The organism is Pseudomonas sp. v388 (assembly GCF_003935425.1).
Taxonomy (GTDB): domain Bacteria; phylum Pseudomonadota; class Gammaproteobacteria; order Pseudomonadales; family Pseudomonadaceae; genus Aquipseudomonas.
In genome coordinates this window covers 137,059-162,736 of the sequence record NZ_RHQN01000003.1, presented here as the reverse complement: position 1 = coordinate 162,736, position 25,678 = coordinate 137,059, and the positions used below count along the sequence as shown (strand labels likewise).

The window sequence follows — 25,678 nt, the reverse complement described above, 5'->3', positions numbered from 1 at the left end:
ACTACTTAGCAAGCGGAGCCCATCATGGAAAAACGTGAAGAACTCTACCGCGGCAAAGCCAAGTCGGTTTACAAGACCGACGACGCCGACCGCTTGATCCTGCTGTTCCGTAACGACACCTCGGCGTTCGACGGCAAGCGCATCGAACAGCTGGACCGCAAAGGCATGGTGAACAACAAGTTCAACGCCTTCATCATGCAGAAGCTCGAAGAAGCCGGCGTGCCGACTCAATTCGACAAGCTGCTGGGCGACAACGAGTGCCTGGTCAAGAAGCTGGACATGATCCCGGTCGAGTGCGTCGTGCGTAATTACGCAGCCGGCAGCCTGGTCAAGCGCCTGGGCGTGGAAGAGGGCATGAAGCTCGAACCGTACACCTTCGAACTGTTTCTGAAAGACGACGCCAAGGGCGACCCGTTCATCAACGAATCCCACGTCGTGGCATTCGGTTGGGGCACCGCCGAACATCTGGCGCGCATGAAAGAGTTGTCCCTCAAGGTCAACGACGTGCTGACCAAGCTGTTCGACGATGCCGGTCTGCTGCTGGTGGACTTCAAGCTTGAATTCGGCGTGTTCCACGGCGAAATCGTCCTGGGCGACGAATTCAGCCCTGACGGCTGCCGCCTGTGGGACAAAGACACCCGCAAGAAGATGGACAAGGACCGCTTCCGCCAGGGTCTGGGCGACGTGATCGAAGCCTACGAAGAAGTCGCCAAGCGCCTGGGCGTGCCGCTGTAAGGTCGCAAACGACGCAAGCGCTTGATAGCACGAAAAAAATCCGCGTAAAGGCTTCGCCTTTTCGCAATGTCCTGTTATCATGCGCGCCGTTGGAGAGATGCCAGAGTGGCCGAATGGGACGGATTCGAAATCCGTTGTACCTTCACCGGTACCTAGGGTTCGAATCCCTATCTCTCCGCCATATATAGAAAAGCCCCGTAAATCAATGGTTTACGGGGCTTTTTCTTTTTCGAATGTACTACTCGTTTGTACTACTCTTTATCCCTATCCGAGCGTCACCATCACCAGTCTTTTTTCGATCACGTGTTCAGTGATGGGCGAATGTCCTTGACGGTGTAGGCGTCTCCTCACCAGCTACCAGCGATGATGCCTGTTCGCAAGGCGACCCTTTGATGGCTTTCTGAGTCAATTCACCTTGGTCTGGGTTGAATTACCATCAGAATGCTGGCATAAAGACTCTAGGCACCCCCAACAGCTTTAACTATGCAGTGTGACCACTGCAATGATCTTTGATGTATGCACAAATGCCACTCGGGTTACGCCATGACCCTTGGAGGTTACGTTACGGTTCGTGATGGGCGTAAGGTAAATAGCGGGGGGTGCCGCTTATCTCTGAGTGGAACAGCCCGGAGATGGCCTTGAAGCTGCTAAACCCTACTGCTAACCCGTTGTTCAGGCTTAATAGCTTGGACGCCCTCAGTGGCCTCCTAGAAGTCAAGAAAGGGCATTTGTTGTACATCTGCTACAAGCGGGCAGATGTCCACAAATACAAATCTTTTGAGATACCTAAAAAAAATGGCGGGATAAGGAAGATTGACGCGCCGTTGAAAGGTCTTCGTCTTATCCAAAATCGGTTAGCCGCAATATTAACTGAGAACATAGAGTTTAAGTCTTGCGTTAAAGCCTTCGTTAAGGGTGAGGGGATATTCAATAACGCAGTGCTGCATAAAAAGTCTGACTGGGTGTTGAATGTTGATGTCAAAGATTTTTTTGGATCAATAAACTTTGGTCGAGTCCGTGCTGTGTTTATTGCAAAGCCCTTTGAAATGCATCCTGATGTGGCGTCCGTAGTAGCGCAGATATGTATATTCCAAAACTCCTTGCCTCAGGGGGCGGCCACCTCTCCAGTTGTGGCTAATATTGTTGCTAGTATGTTGGATAATAAAATTATCAAGCATATCAATGGTGTTAAGAGTGGGCGGCTAGTTTATTCTCGTTATGCTGATGATATAACTATATCCGCGAAGCGTTTCTTTCCAAGTGAGATTGCACACCTGAGTGAAGGGAAAACCATTGTTGGTGAAAGCTTAGTTAATTTGTTTTCTCGATCAGGTTTTGTCATTAATGATTCCAAAAGCCGGTTGCAGCCTAAAATTAACCGGCAAGAGGTCACTGGGCTGGTTGTTAATAAGAAGGTAAATATTCCGTCCGAGTATAAGAATAAATTACGCTCTGCCATTTCTCAATGGATATTGAACCCTAAGGAAGCTGAGCGTAAGTATTTTGTAGATATACTGGGTTTGAATGAGTCCGAGTTTGAGGCTTCGGCAACGGGTGAGAATCTAAAGCGTAACATATATGGGCGGCTTTCATTTATGTCGATGGTGAAAGGTAAAGATGATCCGACATATTTGAAGCTGATATTGAAAATGGCGGAGCATGATGATTCTCCACCAAAATTCGTAAGACTGATTAGGGCACAGCATAACATGTATGATGTATTTATTTGTCACGCATCCGAAGATAAAGCTGAAATAGCAGAGCCTTTGTATCACGCCTTGACTGCACTTGGTCTTAACGTGTTCTATGATGCTGAAAGTATCGAGTGGGGCGACTCGCTAATTGAGACTATTAACAAGGGTTTGTATAAGTCAAAATATGTGATAGCCATCATGACTGATAATTCAGTTGTGAAAAAGTGGCCGCAAAAAGAAATCAATGCGGTATTGAATAGTGATATATCGGGAGGTCAGAATCGCTTGCTGCCTTTGATACATGGCGATGCCGAAAATATCTTGAGTGCAAACTTTCTGATGAGTGACAAGTTGTATGAGGTGTGGAAGGGTAATGCTGAGGAAATTGCTGGAAAGGTGAAAGTTAAGATCGAAGGTCGGGCTCGATAAAAACTTGTGCTCATGTGATCGGCTTGCGGTGAGCGGCTGTGGGGTTAGGCGATGGGGCGCGGGAAGGGTGGCTTGCCGCAGAAGGCGAGACTTAGCCCTTGCCCACCCAAGGTAAGCGTTTCTGCGATACGTTTTGTATTCGTATTTGGATTTTTTTTCAGTGTTTAGAATGGGCATTTTCTGTGCCATAATCAGCATCGATTCCCCCTGTTTTTACCTCGATTGACTGAGCCGCAAGCCGCTGATGTCGCTGGCTCTAGCGAAATCCATTGCTGTATAGGATTATTATTTAATATGCCACTTTGTCTTAATGGCGTGTTGCAGTGGTGTGTGCGACGTACTTCTGCTTTCCGAGGCTTGGGGGCGCTGAGCAGGGTTGTGTTCTAAAATTTATTTTCAATGAAAATTGAAGGTTTAAAATTAAATAAAAAGAGGATTCACGTTTTGAATTTTGATGGTTGACTGTCACGATAACTTACTCCCATGAATATCGAAGTTATCCGATATTGTATTGTCCGGCCCGTAAATTCGGGATTGTTACCGAAATTATGCGTCGCGTCATTGGTCAAGTTGAAGCTTTGCTCAGCTGGCATTCGCGGATAAATGTGATTCGATTCGACTGCCACTTTCCTCAAGGATGGAAGAACGATCATAAGCTAGAAAACAAGGTGATGTCTGCTTTCACCAAGATGCTTAAATCGAAGCTTCGAACCAAACAATGGCTGGGGCATGATCACGTGATCACTGGATGGTCATATGAGGTTGGTGAAGAAAATGGGAATGGGCATTACCACTTTTTTGTGGGCTTTGAGGCTCTGTACCGTCGCCTGGGAAGCTTTGAGGGTGGTATCTATACCGGCCTATATGGTTTGATAAAAGATTGCTGGAAGCGCGTTATAGGCGGCCATATACACTTCTCCAAAAGTCGTATAGTTAAAAGGTCGAATGTAACTCAAATCCATCAATGTGTGAGGCATTTGAGTTACATTGCGAAAGATGTGACTAAAGGGTTTGGGTCAGGTTGCACGGCCAAGAACTATGCGCTGTCGAGGCTTAAACCGAAACCGAAATCGGAATCTACTGATATGAAGGGCGTCCAGTTTTCTGATTGTGCTGGCGCCCTTGCTGAATAATCATCTGTCCGACCCCGCCAACGTAATTGGGTAATGTGTAACCCCAGTATCCACCTACGCGTACTTTAGCAACGCCGTACATTGATTCCGGTCGCTTCTTGCCTGAAATTTTTGCGGTCCGTATAGCTGTGATGAAGGCTGAACTGGCCGGAATTTCCTGGCATTCACCGTTCGATACCAGTCGGTCAATCTTCGCTATGTACGCTTGGATATGGGGTTCTTTGGTGTCATCTCCATATTCAGCCAAGGTTTCGTACATCTTGAACAGCACCATAGGGTCTTTGCACAAGGTGCCTTGCATGTAGTCTTCTTGGATGCCGATGTTCAAGTCCCCAGAGACGTCATACACCTTGGCGTGGGCTGACCAGGGCAGGGCTAGGAACAAAGCAGTGAGGGTCCATTTCGTCATGGGATCGTCCATAGGGCGGGTAATGTGCTTTAGCCAAAATACTCGTTTTTCGAGTAATGCAAAAGCCGATCCTATCTTGCTGGCTGCTTTTTACCGGCCAGCCCCATGCCAAAATCGATCCACACTCACGACTATCAGGTACTGGTTGCACTCCTACGCGAATTCCGGCTTGCAGCCGATCTGACGCAGGTTGGACTTGCCGCCCGACTGGGTAGGAAGCAAGCGTTTGTTTCTGCCGTAGAAGTAGAAGGCAGACGACTCGATCTGTTGCAGCTTGGCGAGTGGGCAGTTGCGTGCGATTCGGACTTGATCACGCTGGTCACGGTGTTCGAGGATCGCCGGGCACGCGGATAGCCAATCACCTGCCTTAGTCTCACCCCGTTCACCAGAAACCCCGTCAAACCTTTCTCATAAGACTCTACTGCTAGGGTAGGTCCGCTCATATCAACACCGTCGTATCAGAAAGCTATTGTAGATAGCTATACGATTAAATTATCATAGGTCTATAAATTTTGAGAGTAAAAGATAAAAATGAAAACACACCTTTACCTTCGGGCTAGCACGAACGATCAGGATGCAATGCGAGCACGAGCTTCCCTTGAAGTGTTTGCGGCTGAAAAGGGCATGACGATTGTTGACGTCTACTCTGAGAACATCACTGGTACCCAGCTTGATCGGCCGGAACTCAACCGATTGTTGGAGTCAGCGTCAGTTGGTGAAATCATTCTGTGTGAAAGCGTGGATCGCCTTAGTCGAATGACTTCGGCAGATTGGGAGCAGCTAAAGTACACGATACGCCAGAAGGGCCTTCGGTTGGTTGTCGCGGACCTGCCCACCACCCACGTGTTGATCCAAGATGCTGGTATCAGCGGGCAGGTCATGGGGGTTGTCAACGGAATGCTTCTCGACTTGATGGCGACTATGGCCTACCTCGATCAACAAAAGCGTGTTGAGCGAATCCGTGAAGGGCTAGCAAACAAACGTGTAGCCGACCCATTGTGGAAGCCAACCGGAAAGCGAAGAAATGAAAATACTTGGAAACGTGTAGAAGACCTGATGTTGAAACATCCGACGATGAGCGCCGCTGACATCGCAAAATTAGCAGATGTCGGAACGGCTACGGTCTATCGTATCAAGAAAGCCTCCCGCCCCGTGGTGGGGTAAATATTTTAGGGTCCCATCCGGGTATCAGGTACATGGTACCCGCTAGTGGGTACCAATACCTTTCTCTATTGGGTCATTGCTGATTCGGCAATATTGAAATCAGTTTAGATATTGCTGAGACCAATTGAGCGGGGCTTGCCCCCTTGCTGTAAACGTCAAAGGTTACAAGCCCAGTTTCGTGACCTACCAACTGTGCAACGATTGGCCCGGGTACGTCATGACGCAGCAACTGCGTGATAGCCGTAACTCGGACGCTATGGAACACATGGCTTCGTCCAAATCCTAGTCTAGTCTTGAGCCGTCCAAATGATTTTGAAAGGGCATCAGCTCGCTTGTTGTATTTGTTTCGACTGGTTGAAGGGATCAAGAACCCGTCTATAGAGTCTTTCACAAGACGCTGCACCGTTTCCATAACGCACGGATGAATAGGTACTCGGCGGATGCCAGCCGCAGTTTTGCTGTCTTTGATGTCAAAGAAATCAACATCCTCGATCTTGATAAGGTCGCTACTTTTGAGTTGACACAGTTCTTCAATGCGTGCACCAGTAAAGTAGCCCAGCAATGTCAGGTCTACCAAAGTCTGTTTGCCCTGCTGTTGCGCCGCTTCCATGAGCCTTTTTAAGTCAGCTAGGGTGTAGTCCATCCTACGTGCGTCCGCCTTTGCCTTTCCTCGAACCTTCGGCAAATCATGGTTTTCAAATGGGTTTGCCCGATCCTTGAATGTTGAACGCCACTGTTCATCGTGTCGTATCGCCCATTTCCAGTACATGCTTCCAGCAAGCAAATACTGGGTCAAGGTTTTTGAAGCGAGCCCCAAGGTTCGCAACCAATCTCCAACACTATCCGATGTCAAATTTTTAGTATTGTTTTTCAGGTAGCTTGCCAATTTTTGAAGCTTGGATTCTTGTTGGTCAATGGTTTTAAGCTCGATGCCTTGTGCTTGCCGGTGAGCCCTAAACCTTGCTAGTCGAGCGGTTGTAATTTTGGGTTCAATTTGTTGGTTGTTAGGGGTGTCGATCAGTTCGTGAAGGTCCGCTTCTTGATCGTTATCAAAACTGTATCTTTCAATAAAGGCACCCCCGATCACATCCTTCAACAAGTCCGAAACGGCAGAGTACGCATTTAGCTTGTCTTGCATTTCATTCCCGGTTTTGGGGGGAAGAGCGTTCTCGATGGTCGCCACAATATCCGGGTTGTTCTGAACAAATTCTTGAATTTCTTTCTCGGTGCGACGTGGCCCATCGTACCGTTCGCCAATCAATGCACGCCGACGTGCCTGGATCAGACCCTCCACTGAAACGGTTGTTTTCACGACTTGTTCTTGCCAATCGTCAGGCAGTTTCCGCTGGCCTCTCGCTTCGGATATTAGCTTTCGCCATTCGGCAAGGTGCGCATGCCGAGCATGCAATGCTTCTCGGTGAGAGGTGGTTTTCAGCGATTTGATGAATACGCTGTGACCAATTTTCGTCACCACATCCTTGGGGACCTTGAGTCTGACGTACCAAGTATCTTCCCCTTTTTTTCTGATCAAATGGTCAGCCATATCCCACCGGTCATCAGTTCTGTTGTACTACTCAATTGTACCACTTTAACGGTTTGGTAGCCAATGACTGCGGTAGTTACGGCCTTTTGTAGTGAATGGCTTCGTCTCCCTATCTCTCCGCCATACATTTGAAAGCCCCGGAAGTTATGCTTCCGGGGCTTTTTTGTGTGCCTTGGATTACGCCGACGTCTCCTTCCAGCGTGCACTGGCTGCGCGGCGCAGGCGGTTGGGCATTGAGCAGTCGGACGAGCAGCACACCGGCTGACCAAACCCCAGACAAAGAAAAGCCCGCGATGGGGGAGCGGGCTTAAGGGGATTCACACTTGGGAGCGAGTTCAAGATGCCTCAGCGGCTGTGAAAACCTCGTGAATAATTCGTCGGCGTTTCAGTTACTCATCCAACTTTGATCCGGCGTCTGGATCGAGGCTCGGCCGTCAGGCAGCCAGCGCTTCTCACGAAGCCCTTGCCCCCATTAACGCGTTCGGTTGAAGGGGCAAAAACATCCCGCTGATCTCGAAGCTCTCCGAGACTCCGGCTTTCGGGAAACGGACCAGCATGGTGGCCGGCCTCAGGCGCATCAGACGATGTTGTTTTCGTCATTCATCGCAATGTCTATCACCTCCTGTTACAGCGGTGGCTGCCAAGGCGCAGCTTCGTACTCAGGCGAGTCCGTCTGTAGCGCTGGATTCGCTCTTGAAGCCTGGAACAGGAGCGTGGGGGAGATAGCGGTTCAGCAAACCCCGGACAAAGAAAAGCCCGCGATGGGGGAGCGGGCTTAAGGGGATTCACACTTGGGAGCGAGTTCAAGATGCTCCATCGGCTGTGAAAAGTTCGTGAATAATTCGTCGCTGTTTCAGAGGCCGATCATTTCTGTTCTGGCGTCTGGATCGAGGCAGGGCCGTCGGAGTCCGGAACGAAGGTCTTGTTCTCTTCGGCGCGGGCTTCGCGGGCCTGGGCGTGGTCTTTGCCGGCTTCGATGTTCTCTTTCTTGGCATCCTGCATCTTGTCTTGGGCAGTCTCTACTTTCTGCTGCGCATTCTCGGTATGGGCTTGCGCGTCCTGGGCTTTCTGCTCGGATTTGCTGTCGCAGGCGGCAAGGCCCAGCGAGGCGGAGAGGACGAGGGCGTAGGCGAGGACTTTGGACATGAAAGGCTTTCCTTAACAGAGCAAATGTATGGCTTTGAGCCACAGGCGCCTGTTGAAGTTCAGGTCGATTGCCCGCTGCGACGATCCGCCACTCCCTCAGGGTTCACCTGAAAGCGAGCAGCCCGCCGTCGGCCAGGATTTGCAGCCCGTTATAGCTGGGCAGGGTTACGTCGTCGGTTTCGAACGGGTGCAGGTGCGCGGCAGTCACCACCGCAACACTGGCTCCGGCGGCCTTGGCAGCGGCGATGCCGGCAGGTGCATCTTCGAAAACCAGGCAGTCCCGCGCCTCCACGCCCAAGCGTCTGGCAGCCAAAAGGAAGCAGTCCGGTGCGGGTTTGCCTTGGGCCACGTCTTCGGCGGTAACCACGACGTCCGGCAGCTGCAGGCCGGCGGCACCCATTCTTGCCCGCGCCAGGGCGATCGGCGCAGAGGTAACCACCGCCCAGCGATCTTTGGGCAGCGATGCGAGAAATTCCGCAACGCCTTCAATCGCCACCACGCCCTCGACGTCCTCGATTTCCGCCGCTGAAACGGCAGCGGCCTCGAACTCGACATCGATGCCCGGCAGGTTTTGCTTGCGCACGGTGTCGATGCTGCGCACACCGTGGATGGTCGGCAGGAAGGCTTCGACATCCAGACCGTGCTTGCGCGCCCAATTGGCCCAGACGCGTTCGGCGGCAACCACCGAGTTAAGGAGCGTCCCGTCCATATCGAACAAAAACGCAGCGAATCGCTTCTCGTGAAACATGCAGACCCCTTGGCAGTCGGTGATAAACAGTGGAAAGCGCCCACGATGCCGTGCCTGACCGAACCTGCGCAAGGGCGAAACGGCGACGGCCTGCAGGCGCGGCAACATCATTTTGCTAATCAGGCCGCGACAAAATGCCGCAATTTGTGTCGTCGCGAGTAATATGTGCCCTCTGAAGTCATACCAGATTGAATCGGAAAGGCCTGATACAGCGCTGGCGAATAGAAAAATCACAAGAACCGAAAGCCAGGCTGCCCGCCCCGGTCGACGCAAAGTATCAACGAGCAGACGAAAAAGGCGATTAGAAAAATGACCACCACTTCGCGACCTTTGTATATTTCCTACGCAGGCCCGTCCCTGCTGGAGATGCCCCTGTTGAACAAGGGCAGTGCCTTTACCCCGCAAGAGCGGGTCGAATTCAACCTCATCGGGCTGCTGCCGCAGAACGTAGAGACCATCGAGGAGCAAGTGACGCGCGTGTACAGCCAGTACAAACAATGCGCGAGCGACCTCGATAAACACATCTACCTGCGCTCGATCCAGGACAACAACGAAACCCTGTTCTTCCGCCTGCTGGACTCGCATCTGGATGAGATGCTGCCGATCATCTACACCCCGACCGTCGGCCAGGCCTGCCAGGAATTCTCCAAGATCTACCGCACCCACCGCGGGCTGTTCATCTCTTACCCTGAGCGGGATCGTATCGACGACATCCTGCGCAGCGCCACCAAGGACCGCATCAAGATCATCGTGGTCACTGACAGCGAGCGCATTCTGGGCCTGGGCGACCAGGGCATCGGCGGCATGGGCATTCCGATCGGCAAGCTGTCGCTGTACACCGCCTGCGGTGGCATCAGCCCGGCGTATACGCTGCCCATCGTGCTGGACGTCGGCACCAACAACCGCGAGCTGCTCGACGACCCGATGTACATGGGCTGGCGCCACGAGCGGGTAACCGGCAAGGAATACGACGACTTCATCGCGCTGTTCATCGATGCCGTGCAGCGTCGCTGGCCGGACGTGCTGTTGCAATTCGAAGATTTCGCCCAGTCCAACGCCATGCCGCTGTTGGAGAAATACCGCGACCAATTGTGCTGCTTCAACGACGACATTCAGGGCACGGCCTCGGTCGCAGTGGGCACCTTGCTTGCCGCCTGCAAGGCCAAGGGCGAGACCCTGGCGCAGCAGAAAGTGGTGTTTGTCGGCGCCGGTTCGGCCGGCTGCGGGATCGCCGAGCACATCATCGCCGCGATGCAAATCGAAGGCTTGAGCGAAAGCGCGGCGCGCCAGCGCATCTTCATGGTCGACCGCTATGGCCTGCTGACCGACGGCATGGACAACCTGCTGGACTTCCAGCGTCGCCTGGCGCAGAAGTCTTCGGACGTTGAAGGCTGGACCGCAGGCGACGAAGCGTTCCCCACGTTGCTGGACGTGGTCAGCAATGCCGGCGCCACCGTGCTGATCGGCGTGTCGGGCCAGCGTGGCCTGTTTACCGAGCAGGTCATTCGTGAGCTGCACAAGCATTGCCCCAAGCCGCTGGTCATGCCGCTGTCCAATCCGACTTCCAAGGTCGAAGCCACACCGCAGGAGATCCTGCAATGGACCGACGGCAATGCGCTGGTCGCGACCGGCAGCCCGTTCGCTGCGGTGGAAATCAACGGCCGCACGATCCACATCGCGCAGTGCAACAACTCCTATATCTTTCCGGGGATCGGCCTGGGCGTGGTGGCCTGCAACGCCTCGCGCATCACCGACCGCATGCTGATGGCCGCGTCCAACGCGCTGGCCGAATGCTCGCCAATGGTCACGGGGCAGGGCGATGCGGTTCTGCCGCCGCTCAAGGAAATCCAGCAGGTCAGCCGCAAGATCGCATTGGCGGTGGCCAAGGAGGCGCAAGCCGAAGGCCTGGCGCTGGAGACTTCCGAAGAAGTGCTGCTGGCCGCCATCGAGCGCCATTTCTGGACACCGGACTACCGCGCCTACCGTCGTCGCTCGTTGTGATCCGGCGCTGTTAAGCCCTGACGCCTTCGCCGGTTCGCCTGCGAAGGCGTTTTTGTTCGGGCCTGAACGGTGCCTGAAGCGACAGGTTATCGACAGCAAGATCGTGCAGACTTGGATGACAGACGCGCGGTAATAGCCGGTAGCGATATATACTGCGCGCCATTGTTAAGGGAGAGCCGTGTGGCCATCGATATTCACTGGATTCGCGACGACGACAGCCTCGCCCGCCATTGCGCAGAGTGGCAGACCCTGCCTTTTGTTGCGCTCGACACCGAGTTCATGCGGGTCGATACCTTTTATCCCATTGCTGCACTGTTGCAGATCGGCGACGGTTCCAGCGCCTGGCTGATCGATCCGTTGTTGATCAACGATTGGGGGCCGCTGTCGGCGTTGCTGGAAAACCCCGAGGTCATCAAGGTCGTGCACGCCTGCAGCGAAGACCTCGAAGTCTTGTTGCGCCTGACCGGCAGCCTGCCGGTGCCGCTGTTCGACACCCAACTGGCGGCCGCGTACCTGAATATCGGGTTTTCCATGGGTTACTCGCGTCTGGTGCAGGAAGTGCTGCAGATCGAACTGCCCAAGGGCGAAACCCGCTCTGACTGGCTGCAACGCCCGTTGTCGGAAACCCAGATCAGCTACGCCGCCGAAGATGCCGTGCACCTGGCCGAGTTGTTCGAGGCGCTGCGCCCGCGGCTGTCCGATGAGAAATACGCCTGGTTGCTGGACGACGGTGCCGAACTGGTCGCCAACCTGCGGCGCGAAATCGACCCGCAGGAGGTCTACCGCGACGCCAAGCTGGCCTGGAAGCTGTCCCGTGGCCAACTGGCGGTGTTGCGCGAGCTGTGTGCGTGGCGCGAGGTCCAGGCGCGCAGCCGCAACCTGCCGCGTAACCGCATCGTGCGCGAGCATTCGCTGTGGCCGCTGGCCAAGACTCAGCCTGACAACCTCGGCGCGCTGTCGCGGATCGAAGACATGCACCCGCGCACCGTGCGTCAGGACGGCGAGTTTCTGCTGGAGCTGATCAAGACCGCCAGCAGCCTGCCGCCGGAACAATGGCCGCCGGCGTTGCCCGAGCCGCTGCCCATCGATGCATCCGGCGTGCTCAAGCGCCTCAAGGCCATCGGCCAGGCCTACGCCGATCAGCTGGACATGGCGCCTGAGCTGATGCTGCGCAAGAAGACCCTCGAAGCCCTGCTCAAGAGCGGCTACCCCGACGGTCCCTATCAATTGCCCGATTCGTTGCGTGGCTGGCGCCGCGAATTGATGGGCCAGGCCTTGCTCGACAGCCTGGCCGGCTCCGGAGAACAGTCTTGAAACGTATTTGCTCGATTTATCGCAGCCCGAAGAAAGCCGGCATGTACCTCTACGTGCTCAAGAGCGATGTGCTCGAACGCGTACCTGAATCGTTGCTGGTCGCCTTCGGCAAGCCGCAGCATGCCTTCGACCTGGTGCTCACGCCGGAGCGGGCGCTGGCTCGCGAGGACATCCACAAAGTGCTGGAAAACCTCGACGGACAGGGCTATCACCTGCAGATGCCGCCTGCCGAAGACGAATACATCGAGCATTTGCCCGAAGAGCTGCTGCGCCGCAACGACCCGGTCTGACCCCAAAGTGACAGACGCTGCCGCCACGTCCGCGCTCATTCGTCGAGTCGGTGTGTGCGGCGCCGCCTGTTGCCGTTTGTCCCGTTTTTAAGGTTTTTGAAACATGCGCGTCCTGATTGCCGAGCACGACTACCCCATCTACACCCAATTGCTGCGCAAGGCTGCGCCAGACCTCGAAGTGCTGAGCAGTGGCGATTCTGCCGAGCTGTCGCGCATGGCCGCCGATTGCCCGGTCTGGCTCGGGCAGCCGGACCTGCTCGCCAACCTGCTGCGCCAGGGGCATTCGCCACAGTGGCTGCAATCGACGTGGGCTGGGATTACACCGCTGCTGGTCGAGGGGCTATCGCGGGATTACCGGCTGACGCGCGCCGTCGGAATTTTCGGGCAGGTGATGGCTGAATACCTGCTGACCTACATGCTGGGTCATGAGCGTGAAGTGCTGGCGCGGCTGATGAGCCAGGTCGAGCGCAAATGGGACAACCGAGCCGGGCAGAGCCTGGCCGGGCGCAAGGTGCTGATTGTCGGCACCGGCGATATCGGCCAGCGCGTCGCGGAGTTTCTGGTTCCGTTCGGCGTGCAGGTGCATGGCGTGGCGACGGCGGCGCGTGTTCAGGAGCCGTTCGTCGAGGTATCGGCGTTGAGTGACCTGGCGGAAAAGGTCGGCGACATGGACTACGTCATCAATTTGCTGCCCGACACGCTGCAGACCCACGACCTGTACGATGCGAAGCTGTTTGCCCGGTTCAAGCCCTCTGCGCTGTTCATCAACGTCGGCCGTGGTGTTGCGGTGGTCGATGCCGATCTGGTCGAGGCGCTCAAGGAAGGGCATCTGACCGGTGCCGTGATCGACGTCTGTCGCCAGGAACCGCTGCCCCAGCGTCACCCGTTCTGGACCGCCTATGGCCTGCTCCTGACCGGCCATAGCTCGGCTCCGACCTCGCCGGTAGCCATGACCCGGTTGTTCATCGACAACCTGAAAGCCTTCCAGACTGGCGAGCCGCTGCGCGGTGAAGTGGATTTCGCGAAGGGGTATTGAGCCTGATAAGCCTGACGCTGTAGGCGCGCGCTTGCCCGCGACGGGGCCGTCACATCCACACGATGTGCATCGATCTGACCTCCGCTTTCGCGAGCAGGCTCGCTCCTACAGGAGGACCGTTACAGCGTGAAATCACCTTCAGCTGCCAGCTCGGATACCGGGCGGCGTGGGCTTGGGGTTTCGCGGCCTTGCAGGTATTCCGGCAGGGTCGATTTGTCGCCCAGTTTGCCGATGACCACCGCAGCGTGGATTGCGTAATCCTCGGGGATGTTCAGCTCCTTGCGGGTCAGTTCCTGATCGAAACCGGCCATGCCGTGGGTGTGCCAGCCGCTCAGGCTTGCCTGCAAGGCCAGGTGAGCCCAGGCGGAGCCGGTGTCGAAGGTGTGCCACAAGGCCGGGCTTTCTTCAGTCGCGCCGGGCGCGGTGAAGGTGGTCTTGGAAATCACAATCACCAATGCCGACGCATGCTGTGCCCAGCCACGGTTGAATTCATTGAGCAGGCCCAGGAAACGCTCCCAGTTCGGCGTGTCGCGGCGCGCGTACAGAAAACGCCACGGCTGCGAGTTGTAGGCTGACGGCGCCCAGCGCGCGGCTTCGAAGAAACTGAGCAGGGTGTCCTGGGAAATGCTGGCCTCGGCAAAGGCGCGGGGCGACCAGCGCTCGGTGAACTGTGGGTCGATGGCATGATCGGCGATGCGAGTATTGATGCTCATGAAAGTCCTGTCGCGGGTAGGTGGGAAGCGAGCTTGTGCGGGGTGGGTATCGACTCAAGCGCTCTAACGCTACTGTTTTGCCTTCCCGGTGACAAGTCTGCGCTACCGACAGTCGTAAGCGCTTGGCCCGCGCGCGCCGTGCCACTAGACTGGCGGCCTTTTCACTACCGATGCCGTTGCCCGAACCATGGCCGCTAAAGTTGAACCCTTCTGGATACGCAAAACCCTCGACCAACTCGATCAGGCCGAGTGGGAGTCACTGTGCGACGGCTGCGGATTGTGCTGCCTGCAGAAACTGGAAGACGAAGACGACAACAGCGTCTATTACACGCGCATCGCCTGCACTTTGCTGGATCTGAAAACCTGCCAGTGCTCCGACTACGCCAATCGCCGCGCGTCAGTGCCGGACTGCATCCAGTTGACGCCGGGCCAGGCCGACGAATTCAAATGGCTGCCGCCGACCTGTGGTTACCGCCTGGTCAGCGAGGGCAAGGACTTGCCCCTTTGGCACCATCTGGTCTGTGGTGACCGCGACGCGGTACACCACGAGCGCATCTCCCAGTCCGGTCGCATGCTCAGTGAGAACAGCGTGTCCGAAGACGACTGGGAGGATCATCTGATCTTTCGCGCAGGCTGAGGGCCTACAGGACCGGCTTGGTCGGGTCCTTGAGCGCGTCGATGCCATTGCCGACTGCGGTCTTGGCGGCGGACGTGGCGTCGTCCTTGAGCTGAGACAACTCGGCTCCGGCGCGCTCGATGTCGCTACGCACGGCGCGCAGGTTGCTGCGGCCTTTCTCCAGCTTCGACTTGGCCGAGCAATGGCCGGTGATGCCGCGCGCCAGCGCCGCGCCGCCGATGGCCAGCTGCACCAGCCCGACAATGCCGCCACGACGCAGGCCTTTGCCCATCATCAGCACGCCACCGGCCAGAGAGCCGATACGCTCCCAACCCTGGACATTCTGTTGTGGCAGCGGGCTGACAGTGCCGGTGGTGTCGATGCGTTCAATGATTGGGGTATCGCGCATGATGGCTCTCCATGAAGTGGTAGGTCTGTTCAAGAGAAACTGACTGCCCACAGGCGAAACTGTTCAATGCATTCACATCAGCGGTCGTTCGACGGGTCGACGCGTTCCCGGCCGAACTGCGGACCGGAACGGGTGTTGTTGCCTTTGGCCATGCGGTCGTAGAGCACGACGTTGACCGTCGCCGCCAGGTTCATGCAGCCCTCGGTGGGGATGTACACGACGTCTTCGCACCAGTCGCGAATCTCCTGATCCAGCGAACCGTCCTCCGGCCCGAAGATATACAGCGCCCGATCCGGGTGCGTGTATTCCGGCAAGGCCCGTGCGCCTTCGACCAGTTCCACCGCCACCGGAATGCAGCCCAGCGGCAGGATGCTCTTGAGGTCTTCGATGCCGATCAGCGGGATGTCCTGATGAATCTTCTTGGTATCGGTGATGAAGTCCCGCGCACGCTCGTAGCGCTTGCCGGTATAGAAAACCGAAGCCGCACCGTAGCAACCCGCGGCACGCATGACCGAGCCGACGTTTTCCGGGGATTTGGGGTTGTAGAGACCGATGCAGGCGTACCGTTTGTTTGCCACGGGGAAGTGCTCTGGAGAAAAGCGCCGATTATACGGCAGCCTGGTCACTTCAGTCCGCTATGTCCCATGGCTGATCTGTAAACCCTGCGGTATGTCCGTGGCCCACGCAGCTGCCTTGCCCCGGCGTTTTGACCGATTTTTGACATCAGCTTCACCGCGCAACCACGATCCGGACTCTATCTTGCCGTCTGCAAAGCGTGGCGCTCACAACGACGTGAGCGATGCCACCTCAATACATGCATGACAGGAGCAGCACCGTGGCGAAAGCGTGGATCCAGGATCTCAGACCCGTTGGCCGTTTACCGGCCTTCAAGCAGTTGCACTTGGTGCTGGCCGTTGTACTGGTCGCCCTCGTTGCCGTGGTCGGCTGGTTTCTCACCGCCACGCATGTCGTCGATCTCAGCGTGCACAACAACCTGGTCAAGTCGGGTTTGCATGACAGCTGGCTGCAAGGTGACGTGGTGGTGATGGTTCGGCATGCCGAGCGTTGCGACCGTTCGCGCAATCTCTGCCTGGACAGCGCCGACGGCATCACCGTCGAAGGCAGCAAGGCTGCGCTCGCGGTAGGTGCGGGCTTGAGGGATATGGGCCTGGAGCACGCGACGTTGATTGCCAGCCCGTTGACCCGTACCCGGCAGACCGCCGATTTCATCGCGGGCCACACGGTGGTAACCGAGCAATGGGTCAGTGAGTGCAACCAGGATTTCAAGGATGCGGTGGTGGCCCACAAATCCAGGGGTGAAAACCTGGTCCTGATCACTCACAGCGGCTGCATAGACCATTTCGCGCGCCAGATGGGCGTGGCGGCGGGCGAGCGCTCCAGCGCTTACACCGAAGCGTTCTTTATAACGATTGGTGATTCGGGCAAGCCCAGGCTCTTGGGTTCTTTGGTTGCCGGGCGTTGGAATGCATTGTCGGGTGAGCAAATCAACTGATCGCAGAGTTTGTAGCCGAAGCCGCGAACAAGTGGTGTGACAAAACTTTATCCACGGTTCGCCAGTATATGAATGCTGCTGCGCAAACTGCCGCAATCCGTAGTGTCGTAGCGTGCGAATATATTCGACTGATCATTGAGGACTAAATGAACCCTGCGCTTTCGCCACCGGTTTCTCGCTTTTTCGACTTTCGTCTTGCGATAGGCATTACGCTGGCATTGATGACGTTGCTGTTGTTGCTGGACCCCTCGGCCGTGGACCTGTACATCGCCGGGCTGTTCTATCAGCCCGGAGAAGGATTCGTCGGTCGCCGCAGCTTCTGGCTGGAGACCGTTGTTCATGATCGGGCCAAACTGGCGGTCATCGGGCTTGGCCTTGCCGTCTGCCTCAGCTTCATTGCGAGCCTGGTGTTGTCTCGATTTGCCGCGTGGCGGCGCCAATTAGCATATCTCGTGGTCGCGATGGCCATTTCAACCGCCGTGATCACGCCGCTCAAGGCGTTGACCGCGGTTCATTGCCCCTGGAGCCTGACCGAGTTCGGCGGTGTCGAGACTCATACAGCATTGCTCAGCCCGCGAGCCGAGACGGCCAAGCCTGGTCGGTGCTGGCCCGGCGGGCATGCGTCGACCGGCTTTTCGCTATTGGCGTTCTTTTTCGCGTTACGCGACCGCTATCCACGCAGCGCACGGGTTGCACTGGGCCTTGCGCTTGGGCTGGGCGTGGTCTTTTCCGTCGGCAGAATGCTTCAAGGCGCGCACTTTCTGTCTCACAACATCTGGACGCTGCTGATTGACTGGCTGATCTGCGTGCTCTGTTATCGATGGATGCTCTATGTGCCGCAAGAGGCGAGCATTCGCGCCTCCTGCGTGCAAACGCGTTAGAACCACATGCGCACACCGACCACCAGCCGGGCTTCCCGGGTCTCTTCACCTTCTTCGCGAGCATAGTCGGCGGTCTTGCCGTAACTGCGGTTCCAGGTCACGCCGACGTAAGGTGCGAACTGCGGGCTGATTTCGTAGCGCAGGCGCACGCCGATGTCGCTGTCCGAAAGACCTGAGCCGATCCCGCGTTGCGGGTCGTTCCTGCCGTGCAGATTGAACTCGGCTGTTGGCGCCAGGATCAGCTGGTTGGTCAGCATCAGGTCGTAATCGAATTCGAGCCGGGCTGCGGTTTGCCCGGCTTCGCCGACGAACGCGGTCAGTTCGGCTTCGATATCGGACAGCGGTGTACCCTGAATGCCGAACGCGGCCCAGGTCTGCGGCGCGCCGGGTTTGAAATCCTGCCGCATGCCCGCGACCAGATCCCACCATGGGCTGATCGCATGGCCCCACAGCGCCTGGATTTCGGCTTCTTCGGTGTGGCCGTTGGTGCGCTCGCCTTCGGAGCGCAGCCACAGCCGGTCGATGTCACCGCCGATCCAGCCCGACACATCCCAGTCCAGCGCGCTGCCGGCGTCGGCATCCTGCCATTCCAGTTTCTCGGCCTCGAAGTAACTGTTGATCGCGCTGTCATGCAGGACGTGGCCGGCGTGGCTGGTGTAGACCGCCGCTCGATCCGCATCGGTAATGGCCGGAATCGGCGTGCGGCTCTGCGTGGATGCGGCCGGGACGTGCTGCGCGGGCACGGCGTGCATCGAATGCTCGCCATGCTCCATGCCGGGCATCGCGGCTGCCGTGGCGGTCATCGGCAGCGCCAGCAGGCACAGCATGAAAGGGAAGGGTTTGATCATGCTGTTCATTCTTCCACCCGCACTTCACGAAACATGCCCATTTCCATGTGGTACAGCAGATGACAGTGATAGGCCCAGCGCCCAAGGGCGTCGGCGGTGACCCGATAGCTGCGTCGGGAGCCGGGCGGCATATCGATGGTGTGTTTACGGACCATGAATTGGCCGTTCTCATCTTCCAGATCGCTCCACATGCCATGCAGGTGAATCGGGTGGGTCATCATGGTGTCGTTGACCAGCACCACGCGCACCCGCTCGCCGTACTTGAGCATCAGCGGCTCGGCGTCGGAAAATTTCACGCCGTCGAACGACCAGGCGAATTTCTCCATGTGCCCGGTCAGGTGCAGCTCGATAGTCCGGCCAGGCTCGCGGCCGTCCGGGTCGTCGAAGGTGCTGCGCAGGTCGGAATAGGTCAGCACCCGGCGACCGTTGTCGCGCAGGCCGATGCCGGGGTCGTCGAGCCTCGGTGAAGTGCTCATGGCTTGCATGTCCACCAGCGGGTTGCCGTGCTCGGACGTCGGGTGCGATTGCCCGTCCATCTTCATTGGCCTGTTGTCGTGATCCATGCCATGCATGGATGCTGCGCCGTGATTCATCTGGCCGTGCCCCATGTCGCCCATGCCGAGCAGCGGGCGCGGGTCCAGCGGCGGGATGGGCGCTACCGTTCCGAGGGTGCTGGTCAGGGTGCCGCGGGCGAAGCCGCTGCGGTCCATCGCTTGGGCGAACAGGGTGTAGGCGCCGGCTTGCGGTTCGACGATCACATCGAACGTCTCGGCGACCGCGATCCGCAGCTCATCGACGCTGACCGGTTTGACATACAGACCATCGCTGGCCACCACGGTCATTTTCAGGCCGGGAATGCGCACATCGAAGTAGCTCATGGCCGAGCCGTTGATGAACCGCAAACGGATGCGCTCGCCCGGCTTGAACAGCCCGGTCCAGTTCATGTCCGGCGTCTGGCCGTTGAGCAGGTAGGTGTAGGTGTCGCCGCTGACGTCAGCCAGGTCAGTGGGGTCCATGCGCATCTGCGCCCACATCTTGCGGTCGGCGGTGGTCGCGCTCCAGCCTTTCTCGCCCACATCGGCGATGAAGTCGCCCACGGTGCGCTTGTGGCTGTTGTAGTAATCGGACTGCTTCTTGAGCTTGCCGAGCACCCGAGCCGGGTCTTCGTCGGTCCAGTCGCTGAGCATCACCACATAGTCGCGCTCGTAGCTGAACGGCTCCGGTTCCCTGGCCTCGATCACCAGCGGCCCGTAGACCCCGGACTGTTCCTGAAGGCCCGAGTGGCTGTGGTACCAGTAGGTGCCGTTCTGACGGATCTTGAAGCGGTATTCGTACAGGCCGTCCGGCGCGATGCCCTCGAAACTCAGGCCCGGAACGCCGTCCATGTTGGCCGGCAGCAGGATGCCATGCCAATGGATGGAGGTGCTTTCCGTGAGCCGGTTCCGGACCCGCAACGTGACCGTGTCGCCTTCGCGCCAGCGCAGCAAAGGCCCCGGCACGCCGCCATTGATGGTCAGGGCGGTTTTTTCGTGTCCGGTGAAGTTCACCTGGGTTTCGCCGATGTACAGGTCGAATTCGGTGCCGGACAGCTCGGCGGGCTGGCCATGCCCGGCCGAGGCCCACACCGGCCGCCCCAACAGTCCCAGCCCTCCCAGAATACTGCCGGCGGCAAACCCTTTTACAAAGGTTCGTCTCGATGTCTTGTAGGGCATGCGGGTTTCCAATGCGTGGGGAAGGCTTTTGCAGGAGCGACCTTGGTCGCGAAAGGGCCGTGACAGGCGACGTCTATGTAGCGTCTGCCATGGCCTCTTCGCGACCAAGGTCGCTCCTGCAGTTGTCAGTCGTCTTTTTTCATCAACCCGGCCAGTGCGGCGAACGGGTTGTGAGTGGCCTTGGCGGCTTTGGGCGAGTTCAGGGAAGTGTCGGAAAAATACTGCTGGTCGGTATAACGCGAGTGCTCGTTGTCGTGGCAATACAGGCACAGCAGTTCCCAGTTCGAACCGTCCTGGGGATTGTTGTCGTGGTTGTGGTCACGGTGATGCACGGTCAGTTCGCTCAGGCGCTTGCCGGCAAACTCGCGGGCGCAGCGGCCGCAGACATGCGGATACATGCGCAGCGCCTTGTCGCGATAACCCATTTCGCGGTCGCGCTGGGCGTCGGCGAGGATGCGATCCAGCTTGGCGGTATGGGAAGGAGGATTGGCCGTGCTCATGGTGTCACCTGTGTCTGATTCGTGTGGAGGCGGATGCCGGCCAGTTTAGCGCCGTATGGACAAACTCACACCTGCTGCGCCAACAGCTGACCGTCGACCATGCGCAGACGCTTGGACAGCGAAATGGCCAGGGCGCGGATGATCTTGGCGGCAATCTTCGGTGCCTCTTCCAGCATCCGGTCCAGCGAGTCGCGGCCCAGATTGAGCAATTGGCATTGAGTTGCCGCGATACAGCTGGCCGAACGTCGTTCGCCATCCAGGACAGCCATCTCGCCAAACGAACGGCCACGGCGCAACGTGGCGATTTCCACCTGCTGGCCCTCGGGATTGAGTTTCTGCACCGAGACCGTGCCCTGATGGATGATGCACATGAAGGTGCCGGCATCGCCTTCGGCAAAGATGCTCTGACCCTGCTCGATGTCGCTGATGCTGAAATAGCCGGCCACCGTCAGGTAGTCGCCAGGCAACAGGGTGTCGAACAGGCCGCAATCGAGCAGCATGTCGCGGATCGCGTTGTTCAGGTATGACGGTTGTTCTGCCATGGTTCGATCTTGTTCTGGGTCGGTGATGGGGGCAGGCGGTGCCCCCGGATGCTACTAAGACAGGCAATGCCGTCCAAGTTCATTCATTCATTCAACTTCAATACTTTGAAGATGAAACCGTATTCCAGCGCCACGTCGCGCAGGCCCTGATAGCGGCCGCTCATGCCGCCGTGACCCGCGCCCAGTTCGGTCTTGAGCAGCAGCAGGTTGTCGTCGGTTTTGCTGGTGCGCAATTTTGCCACCCACTTGGCCGCTTCCCAATACTGCACACGGCTGTCGTTGTAGCCGGCAATCACCAGCATCGCCGGGTAAGCCTGGGCGCTTACGTTTTCATAAGGCGCATAGGATTTGATGCGCTCGTAAACTTCGGGCTGCTGCGGATTGCCCCATTCGTCGTACTCGGTGACAGTCAGCGGCAGATCTGGGTCGAGCATGGTGTTGAGCACGTCCACGAACGGCACTTCGGCGATGGCCGCCTTGAACAGGTCCGGACGCTGGTTGAGCACCGCGCCGATCAGCAGCCCGCCCGCGCTGCCGCCGCTGATGACCAACTGATTGGCGCTGGTCAGGCCGTTGGCGATCAGGTGTTCGGCGCAGGCGATGAAATCGCTGAACGTGTTGTGCTTGTGTTCCTGCTTGCCGTTGCGATACCACGCTTCGCCCAACTCACCGCCGCCGCGCACGTGGGCGATGGCGAATGCCACGCCTCGGTCCAGCAGGCTCAGGCGCGCATGGGAAAACCACGGGTCGAGGCTTTCGCCGTACGCGCCGTAGCCGTAGAGGTAGAGCGGGGTGGCCTTGCCGACCAGATCACGGCGTACTACCAGGCTGATCGGCACTTGGGTGCCATCGGCTGCAGTCGCCCACAAGCGCTGGCTCACATAAGCGTCGGCATCGAAAGTGCCCAGCACCGGGGTTTCCTTGAGCACTACCTGATCGCCGGTGGCCAGATCCAGCTGACGCACCTGCGGCGGGCGGTTGAGCGACTGGTAGCGCAGGCGAATCCTGTCGCTCTCGAACTCCAGTGTGTCCTGCACGAACAGGCTGTAAGCCGCGTCAGGCAACTGCACCCGATAAGCCGGCAAGCCTTGCGGACGAACTTCGATGATCGGCAGCCCGCCTTCACGCAGGCTCAGGCTGATGCCGCGGGCGTTGAGGCTCATGTCTTCGAGCATCACCGCGTCATCGTGGGGAACGAGTGTCTGCCAGACGTCGCGGGTCGGCACGCCGCTGGCCTGCTGGGGCGAGTGATACAAGGCGAAATTGATGCCGCTTTGATTGCTGCGGATGAACCAGGTCCACACGCCATCCAGCAGGCCGTGGTCCGGGAAATATTCGTGGCCTTCGGACCGTGGCGCCAGGCAGACGAACGCCTGCTCTGGATGTTCCGCGTCGAGCACCCAGGCTTCGCTGGTGGTCTTGCTGTTGAGTACCAGGATCAGCTGGCGCTCGGAGCTGCTGCGGAAACAGTGCAGGAAGAAACGGCCGTCCGGCTCGTTGAACACCAGATCTGCGCAGGCGTCACCCAGGCGGTGGCGGTACAGCTTGTGTGGCCGGTGCGTTTCATCCAGCTCGCCGAAGAACAGGGTGTTGCTGTCATTGGCCCAGGTCATGCTGCCGTCGCAGTCCTCGAACGGCAGGCTGCTGACGGCGCCGCTGCTCAGTTCCTTGACGTACAGCTGATAAACCTCATCGCCGCTGGTGTCCAGGCTGTAGGCCAGGCGCTGGTGGTCCGGGCTGATGCTGAACGCGCCTAGCGAGAAGAAACCGCCGGCGGCCAGCACATTGGGATCGAGCAGCAGTTCCTCCTGGCTTTCGTCGATGCTGTTGGAGTCATCGGCCGGGCGCGGGCAGCGATAGTGCCGCGCATATTCATCGCCTTCAGTGGTGCGCGTGTAATACAGGTACGGCCCCCACGGCGAGGGCAGCGATAGATCCGTTTCCAGGATGCGGCCCTTGATCTCCTGGAACAGGGTTTCACGCAGCGCGGTCTGGTCGGCCAGTTGCTGCGCCTGATAGTCGTTTTCGGCCTTGAGGTAGTCGAGCACTTCATCGCTGTCGCGGTTCTGCAGCCAGGCATACGGGTCAGAGCCTTGGGCCTGACGCGCGATCGGGGCACTCGGGGTGGCATTCGGGAAGGACATGCGGGGCTCTCTTTAAAGGCGTCGTATCGAAGAAGTATCGGTACACGCTGAACCGAATACTCAAGCCAGGCAAGCCGGGCCGGTGAAAAGTCGTTATGATAAACGCCACTTTACCTGCCTTGCCACGGACCACATGACCGAGAACGACTATCTGACCGCGTGGGGCCTGTACCTCTTCGCTGCCCTGGGCTGCCTGCTGGTGTGGTTCCTGATGACCCGCTGGATGTGGCGCTACCTCAAGGAGCCGCTGCTGGTGCTGGTCGCCGTCCTGCTGTTCACGCCGACCATGGTCGATCCGGTCAAGGATGCGATGGCGCCCGCCGTTGCGATCACCGCGCTGGATCTGCTGTTCAAGGTCGGCAGCAATGTCTGGACCGCCGTTTCGGACCTGGTCATGTACGGCATGTTCGCTTTCGGCGCTTATCTGCTGTTCGTGCTGGTGCGCTGGCCGATCGAGAAGAACCGCAGGGCGCGCCAGCCTCGCGCCGTGGATCAGCCGGCCGAAGATCACGCCGACGCGGCGGACGAGCCCTACGCCCGCAACGACCGCCAGACGGCGCCATTGGTTACCGGTAACCGTGCACGGGTCGAGCCGCGCCTGTAACGGGTCGCTTCGTTGACCGCGTTTCGCCGGTGCCAAACGTCTTGAAGCGAGAAGCTGAGCATGTGTGAACTACTGGGCATGAGTGCCAATGTCCCGACCGATATCGTTTTCAGCTTTACCGGGCTGATGCAGCGCGGCGGCCGCACCGGCCCGCACCGCGACGGCTGGGGCATCGCTTTCTATGAAGGGCGCGGCCTGCGCCTGTTTCAGGACCCGGCCGCCAGCAGCGAATCGGAAGTCGCCCAACTGGTGCAGCGCTATCCCATCAAGAGCGAAGTGGTGATCGGCCATATCCGCCAGGCCAATGTCGGCAAGGTGTGTCTGTCCAACACCCATCCGTTCGTTCGCGAATTGTGGGGTCGCAACTGGTGTTTCGCCCATAACGGCCAGTTGGCAGGTTTCGAACCCTTGGCGACCTTTTACCGACCGGTGGGCGACACCGACAGCGAAGCGGCGTTCTGCGATTTGCTCAACCGGGTCCGCGCAGCATTTCCGGAACCGGTCGAGGTCGAAGAGCTGCTGCCCACGCTGATTCAGGCGTGCACCGATTACCGCACCAAGGGTGTCTTCAACTGCCTGCTCAGTGACGGCGACTGGTTGTTCTGCTTCTGCACCACCAAACTGGTGCAGATCACCCGTCGCGCACCTTTCGGCCCGGCGCGCCTGAAGGACGTCGACGTGATCGTCGATTTCCAGGCCGAGACCACGCCCCACGATGTGGTGACGGTCATCGCCACCGAACCGCTGACCGAAAACGAAACCTGGGACCGCTACGAGCCGGGTCACTGGAGTCTGTGGCGCAAGGGCGAATGCGTTGCGCGAGGTTGTGCCGACCCGGCTGCGTGAGTGCTGGAAACGACTGACCATCAGAAAAAACCATAAGAGGGATCTCAATGCTGCGAAGTTATCTGCGATTGGTCTTGTTCACGACGGGCCTGCTGTTTGGCGTACAGGTGCCGGGTTTCATCAGTGACTACAGCAAGCGCGTCGAGGCTCACCTGATCGAAGCGCAGCAGGCCATCAAGGGCTTCAACGCGACTGCGCAGCAGTTCTTCAAGGGTGACGTCCAGGCGCTTATCCAGCATTACCGCAGCAGCGAAGACCCGGTATTTCGTCAGGACGCGAACAACATCGAAAACCTGCTGACCCGCACCCACGCCCTGGAGCGTCAGTGGCTCGGGCTGCAAGGCCCCTGGTATGCCCGTGCCTGGCATGTGGCGACCAAGGCCGATCCGGACATCCGCCGCGAGACCTACAACGGTTATACCTGGCAGGTGCTGCTGGCGCCTGACGTCATCGCCTGGGGCATTGTCTGTGCCTTGTTGCTGGCGCTGCTGATCGAAACCCTGTTCGTGGCCCTGGCCTGGGTCATTCATGGCGGGCGCCGCAAGCCCCAGATCGACCGCGACTGGCGCTGAGAGCGCTGCCGGCCGGGCGTATACGGTGCCCGGCCGGCGCCATCACTTTTTCTTATCCGGCCTGCCTGCTTTTATTAGTTGGACGCTTCGACGGCGCCCGACCAAGAATGCGTTGCATACGGCAGGCTGGGTGCAA

26 protein-coding genes and 1 tRNA gene are annotated in these 25,678 nt (G+C 58.0%); 15 read left to right on the top strand and 12 right to left on the bottom strand.

Annotated elements, in window-relative coordinates; all coding sequences use genetic code 11:
- The first annotated feature begins 24 nt into the window (after positions 1-24).
- The 4 genes from purC (at position 25) to EGJ27_RS08280 (ending at position 3,991) form a co-directional block, all read left to right on the top strand.
- A complete protein-coding gene (purC, locus tag EGJ27_RS08295; RefSeq protein ID WP_125830251.1) occupies positions 25-735 on the top strand; it encodes a phosphoribosylaminoimidazolesuccinocarboxamide synthase in 711 nt (236 codons plus the stop codon).
- A gap of 91 nt (positions 736-826) precedes the next feature.
- Positions 827-916 (top strand) — tRNA-Ser (locus EGJ27_RS08290).
- A 457-nt stretch (positions 917-1,373) separates the two neighbouring features.
- The gene (locus EGJ27_RS08285) at positions 1,374-2,858 is read left to right on the top strand and encodes a TIR domain-containing anti-phage reverse transcriptase (protein ID WP_158619340.1); all 1,485 of its coding nucleotides are present in this window, start codon (positions 1,374-1,376) and stop codon (positions 2,856-2,858) included.
- Between the two features lie 548 nt (positions 2,859-3,406).
- A complete protein-coding gene (locus EGJ27_RS08280; protein WP_125830249.1) occupies positions 3,407-3,991 on the top strand; it encodes an inovirus-type Gp2 protein in 585 nt (194 codons plus the stop codon).
- Here EGJ27_RS08280 and EGJ27_RS08275 read toward each other — a convergent pair.
- Positions 3,936-4,400, bottom strand: a complete 465-nt coding sequence (locus tag EGJ27_RS08275; RefSeq protein WP_125830248.1) for a hypothetical protein — start codon at positions 4,398-4,400, stop codon at positions 3,936-3,938. The two genes, EGJ27_RS08280 and EGJ27_RS08275, sit on opposite strands and share 56 nt — an antisense overlap.
- Positions 4,401-4,931: 531 nt before the next feature.
- On the opposite strand from EGJ27_RS08275, the gene EGJ27_RS08265 reads away from it, so the two are divergent.
- Complete coding sequence (locus EGJ27_RS08265; protein ID WP_125830246.1) at positions 4,932-5,564, top strand: recombinase family protein; 633 nt, start codon at positions 4,932-4,934, stop codon at positions 5,562-5,564.
- 73 nt (positions 5,565-5,637) lie between these two features.
- On the opposite strand, the gene EGJ27_RS08260 is transcribed toward EGJ27_RS08265, so the two are convergent.
- From EGJ27_RS08260 to EGJ27_RS08250, 3 genes are all read right to left on the bottom strand, one after another.
- Complete coding sequence (locus tag EGJ27_RS08260; protein ID WP_125830245.1) at positions 5,638-7,107, bottom strand: tyrosine-type recombinase/integrase; 1,470 nt, start codon at positions 7,105-7,107, stop codon at positions 5,638-5,640.
- Positions 7,108-7,971: 864 nt separating this feature from the next.
- Positions 7,972-8,253: a hypothetical protein gene (locus EGJ27_RS08255; RefSeq protein WP_125830244.1), complete on the bottom strand. Its 282-nt coding sequence runs from the start codon at positions 8,251-8,253 to the stop codon at positions 7,972-7,974.
- A 103-nt stretch (positions 8,254-8,356) separates the two neighbouring features.
- A complete protein-coding gene (locus EGJ27_RS08250) occupies positions 8,357-9,001 on the bottom strand; it encodes an HAD-IA family hydrolase (RefSeq protein WP_125830243.1) in 645 nt (214 codons plus the stop codon).
- A gap of 309 nt (positions 9,002-9,310) precedes the next feature.
- On the opposite strand from EGJ27_RS08250, the gene EGJ27_RS08245 reads away from it, so the two are divergent.
- The 4 genes from EGJ27_RS08245 to EGJ27_RS08230 all read left to right on the top strand — a co-directional run bounded on the left by EGJ27_RS08245 (position 9,311) and on the right by EGJ27_RS08230 (position 13,642).
- The gene (locus EGJ27_RS08245) at positions 9,311-11,002 is read left to right on the top strand and encodes an NAD-dependent malic enzyme (protein WP_125830242.1); all 1,692 of its coding nucleotides are present in this window, start codon (positions 9,311-9,313) and stop codon (positions 11,000-11,002) included.
- 180 nt (positions 11,003-11,182) lie between these two features.
- A complete protein-coding gene (rnd, locus tag EGJ27_RS08240; protein ID WP_125830241.1) occupies positions 11,183-12,316 on the top strand; it encodes a ribonuclease D in 1,134 nt (377 codons plus the stop codon).
- Positions 12,313-12,606 carry a YcgL domain-containing protein gene (locus tag EGJ27_RS08235; protein WP_125830240.1) on the top strand — a complete coding sequence of 98 codons (294 nt, stop codon included), beginning with the start codon at positions 12,313-12,315 and terminating at the stop codon, positions 12,604-12,606. Before rnd ends, EGJ27_RS08235 begins: the two co-directional genes overlap by 4 nt.
- A gap of 103 nt (positions 12,607-12,709) precedes the next feature.
- Positions 12,710-13,642: a D-2-hydroxyacid dehydrogenase gene (locus EGJ27_RS08230; protein ID WP_125830239.1), complete on the top strand. Its 933-nt coding sequence runs from the start codon at positions 12,710-12,712 to the stop codon at positions 13,640-13,642.
- Between the two features lie 119 nt (positions 13,643-13,761).
- On the opposite strand, the gene EGJ27_RS08225 is transcribed toward EGJ27_RS08230, so the two are convergent.
- Positions 13,762-14,355 carry a nitroreductase family protein gene (locus tag EGJ27_RS08225; protein ID WP_125830238.1) on the bottom strand — a complete coding sequence of 198 codons (594 nt, stop codon included), beginning with the start codon at positions 14,353-14,355 and terminating at the stop codon, positions 13,762-13,764.
- Positions 14,356-14,542: 187 nt separating this feature from the next.
- Here EGJ27_RS08225 and EGJ27_RS08220 point away from each other — a divergent pair, with 187 nt between their 5' ends.
- The gene (locus tag EGJ27_RS08220; protein WP_125830237.1) at positions 14,543-14,992 is read left to right on the top strand and encodes a YcgN family cysteine cluster protein; all 450 of its coding nucleotides are present in this window, start codon (positions 14,543-14,545) and stop codon (positions 14,990-14,992) included.
- Between the two features lie 4 nt (positions 14,993-14,996).
- Here EGJ27_RS08220 and EGJ27_RS08215 read toward each other — a convergent pair whose 3' ends face one another.
- Both EGJ27_RS08215 and EGJ27_RS08210 read right to left on the bottom strand, forming a co-directional pair.
- A complete protein-coding gene (locus EGJ27_RS08215) occupies positions 14,997-15,380 on the bottom strand; it encodes a DUF2892 domain-containing protein (RefSeq protein ID WP_125830236.1) in 384 nt (127 codons plus the stop codon).
- 77 nt (positions 15,381-15,457) lie between these two features.
- Positions 15,458-15,958 carry an RNA methyltransferase gene (locus EGJ27_RS08210; protein WP_125830235.1) on the bottom strand — a complete coding sequence of 167 codons (501 nt, stop codon included), beginning with the start codon at positions 15,956-15,958 and terminating at the stop codon, positions 15,458-15,460.
- Positions 15,959-16,215: 257 nt separating this feature from the next.
- Between EGJ27_RS08210 and EGJ27_RS08205 the strand changes: the two genes are divergently transcribed.
- Both EGJ27_RS08205 and EGJ27_RS08200 read left to right on the top strand, forming a co-directional pair.
- Positions 16,216-16,893 carry a histidine phosphatase family protein gene (locus tag EGJ27_RS08205; RefSeq protein WP_256672713.1) on the top strand — a complete coding sequence of 226 codons (678 nt, stop codon included), beginning with the start codon at positions 16,216-16,218 and terminating at the stop codon, positions 16,891-16,893.
- A 146-nt stretch (positions 16,894-17,039) separates the two neighbouring features.
- Positions 17,040-17,774, top strand: coding sequence for a phosphatase PAP2 family protein (locus EGJ27_RS08200; RefSeq protein WP_125830234.1), 735 nt, complete (start codon positions 17,040-17,042; stop codon positions 17,772-17,774).
- Here the strand turns inward: EGJ27_RS08200 and EGJ27_RS08195 are convergent.
- The 5 genes from EGJ27_RS08195 to EGJ27_RS08175 form a co-directional block, all read right to left on the bottom strand.
- Entirely contained in the window at positions 17,771-18,631 is an 861-nt protein-coding gene (locus EGJ27_RS08195) for a copper resistance protein B (RefSeq protein WP_125830233.1), read from the bottom strand. The genes EGJ27_RS08200 and EGJ27_RS08195 overlap by 4 nt on opposite strands.
- Positions 18,628-20,334, bottom strand: coding sequence for a copper resistance system multicopper oxidase (locus tag EGJ27_RS08190; RefSeq protein WP_125830232.1), 1,707 nt, complete (start codon positions 20,332-20,334; stop codon positions 18,628-18,630). Before EGJ27_RS08190 ends, EGJ27_RS08195 begins: the two co-directional genes overlap by 4 nt.
- A 125-nt stretch (positions 20,335-20,459) precedes the next feature.
- Complete coding sequence (locus EGJ27_RS08185; protein ID WP_125830231.1) at positions 20,460-20,834, bottom strand: YajD family HNH nuclease; 375 nt, start codon at positions 20,832-20,834, stop codon at positions 20,460-20,462.
- A 65-nt stretch (positions 20,835-20,899) separates the two neighbouring features.
- A complete protein-coding gene (locus EGJ27_RS08180) occupies positions 20,900-21,376 on the bottom strand; it encodes a cyclic nucleotide-binding domain-containing protein (protein WP_125830230.1) in 477 nt (158 codons plus the stop codon).
- Positions 21,377-21,459: 83 nt separating this feature from the next.
- The gene (locus EGJ27_RS08175) at positions 21,460-23,520 is read right to left on the bottom strand and encodes a S9 family peptidase (RefSeq protein ID WP_125830229.1); all 2,061 of its coding nucleotides are present in this window, start codon (positions 23,518-23,520) and stop codon (positions 21,460-21,462) included.
- A gap of 133 nt (positions 23,521-23,653) precedes the next feature.
- Here EGJ27_RS08175 and EGJ27_RS08170 point away from each other — a divergent pair, with 133 nt between their 5' ends.
- The 3 genes from EGJ27_RS08170 to EGJ27_RS08160 are packed head-to-tail and all read left to right on the top strand — an operon-like array spanning position 23,654 to position 25,542.
- The gene (locus tag EGJ27_RS08170; RefSeq protein ID WP_125830228.1) at positions 23,654-24,124 is read left to right on the top strand and encodes an MFS transporter; all 471 of its coding nucleotides are present in this window, start codon (positions 23,654-23,656) and stop codon (positions 24,122-24,124) included.
- 60 nt (positions 24,125-24,184) lie between these two features.
- Positions 24,185-24,970: a class II glutamine amidotransferase gene (locus EGJ27_RS08165; RefSeq protein ID WP_125830227.1), complete on the top strand. Its 786-nt coding sequence runs from the start codon at positions 24,185-24,187 to the stop codon at positions 24,968-24,970.
- Between the two features lie 47 nt (positions 24,971-25,017).
- On the top strand, positions 25,018-25,542 hold the full coding sequence (locus tag EGJ27_RS08160) for a DUF2937 family protein (RefSeq protein WP_125830226.1): 525 nt from the start codon (positions 25,018-25,020) through the stop codon (positions 25,540-25,542).
- Positions 25,543-25,678 lie beyond the last annotated feature (136 nt).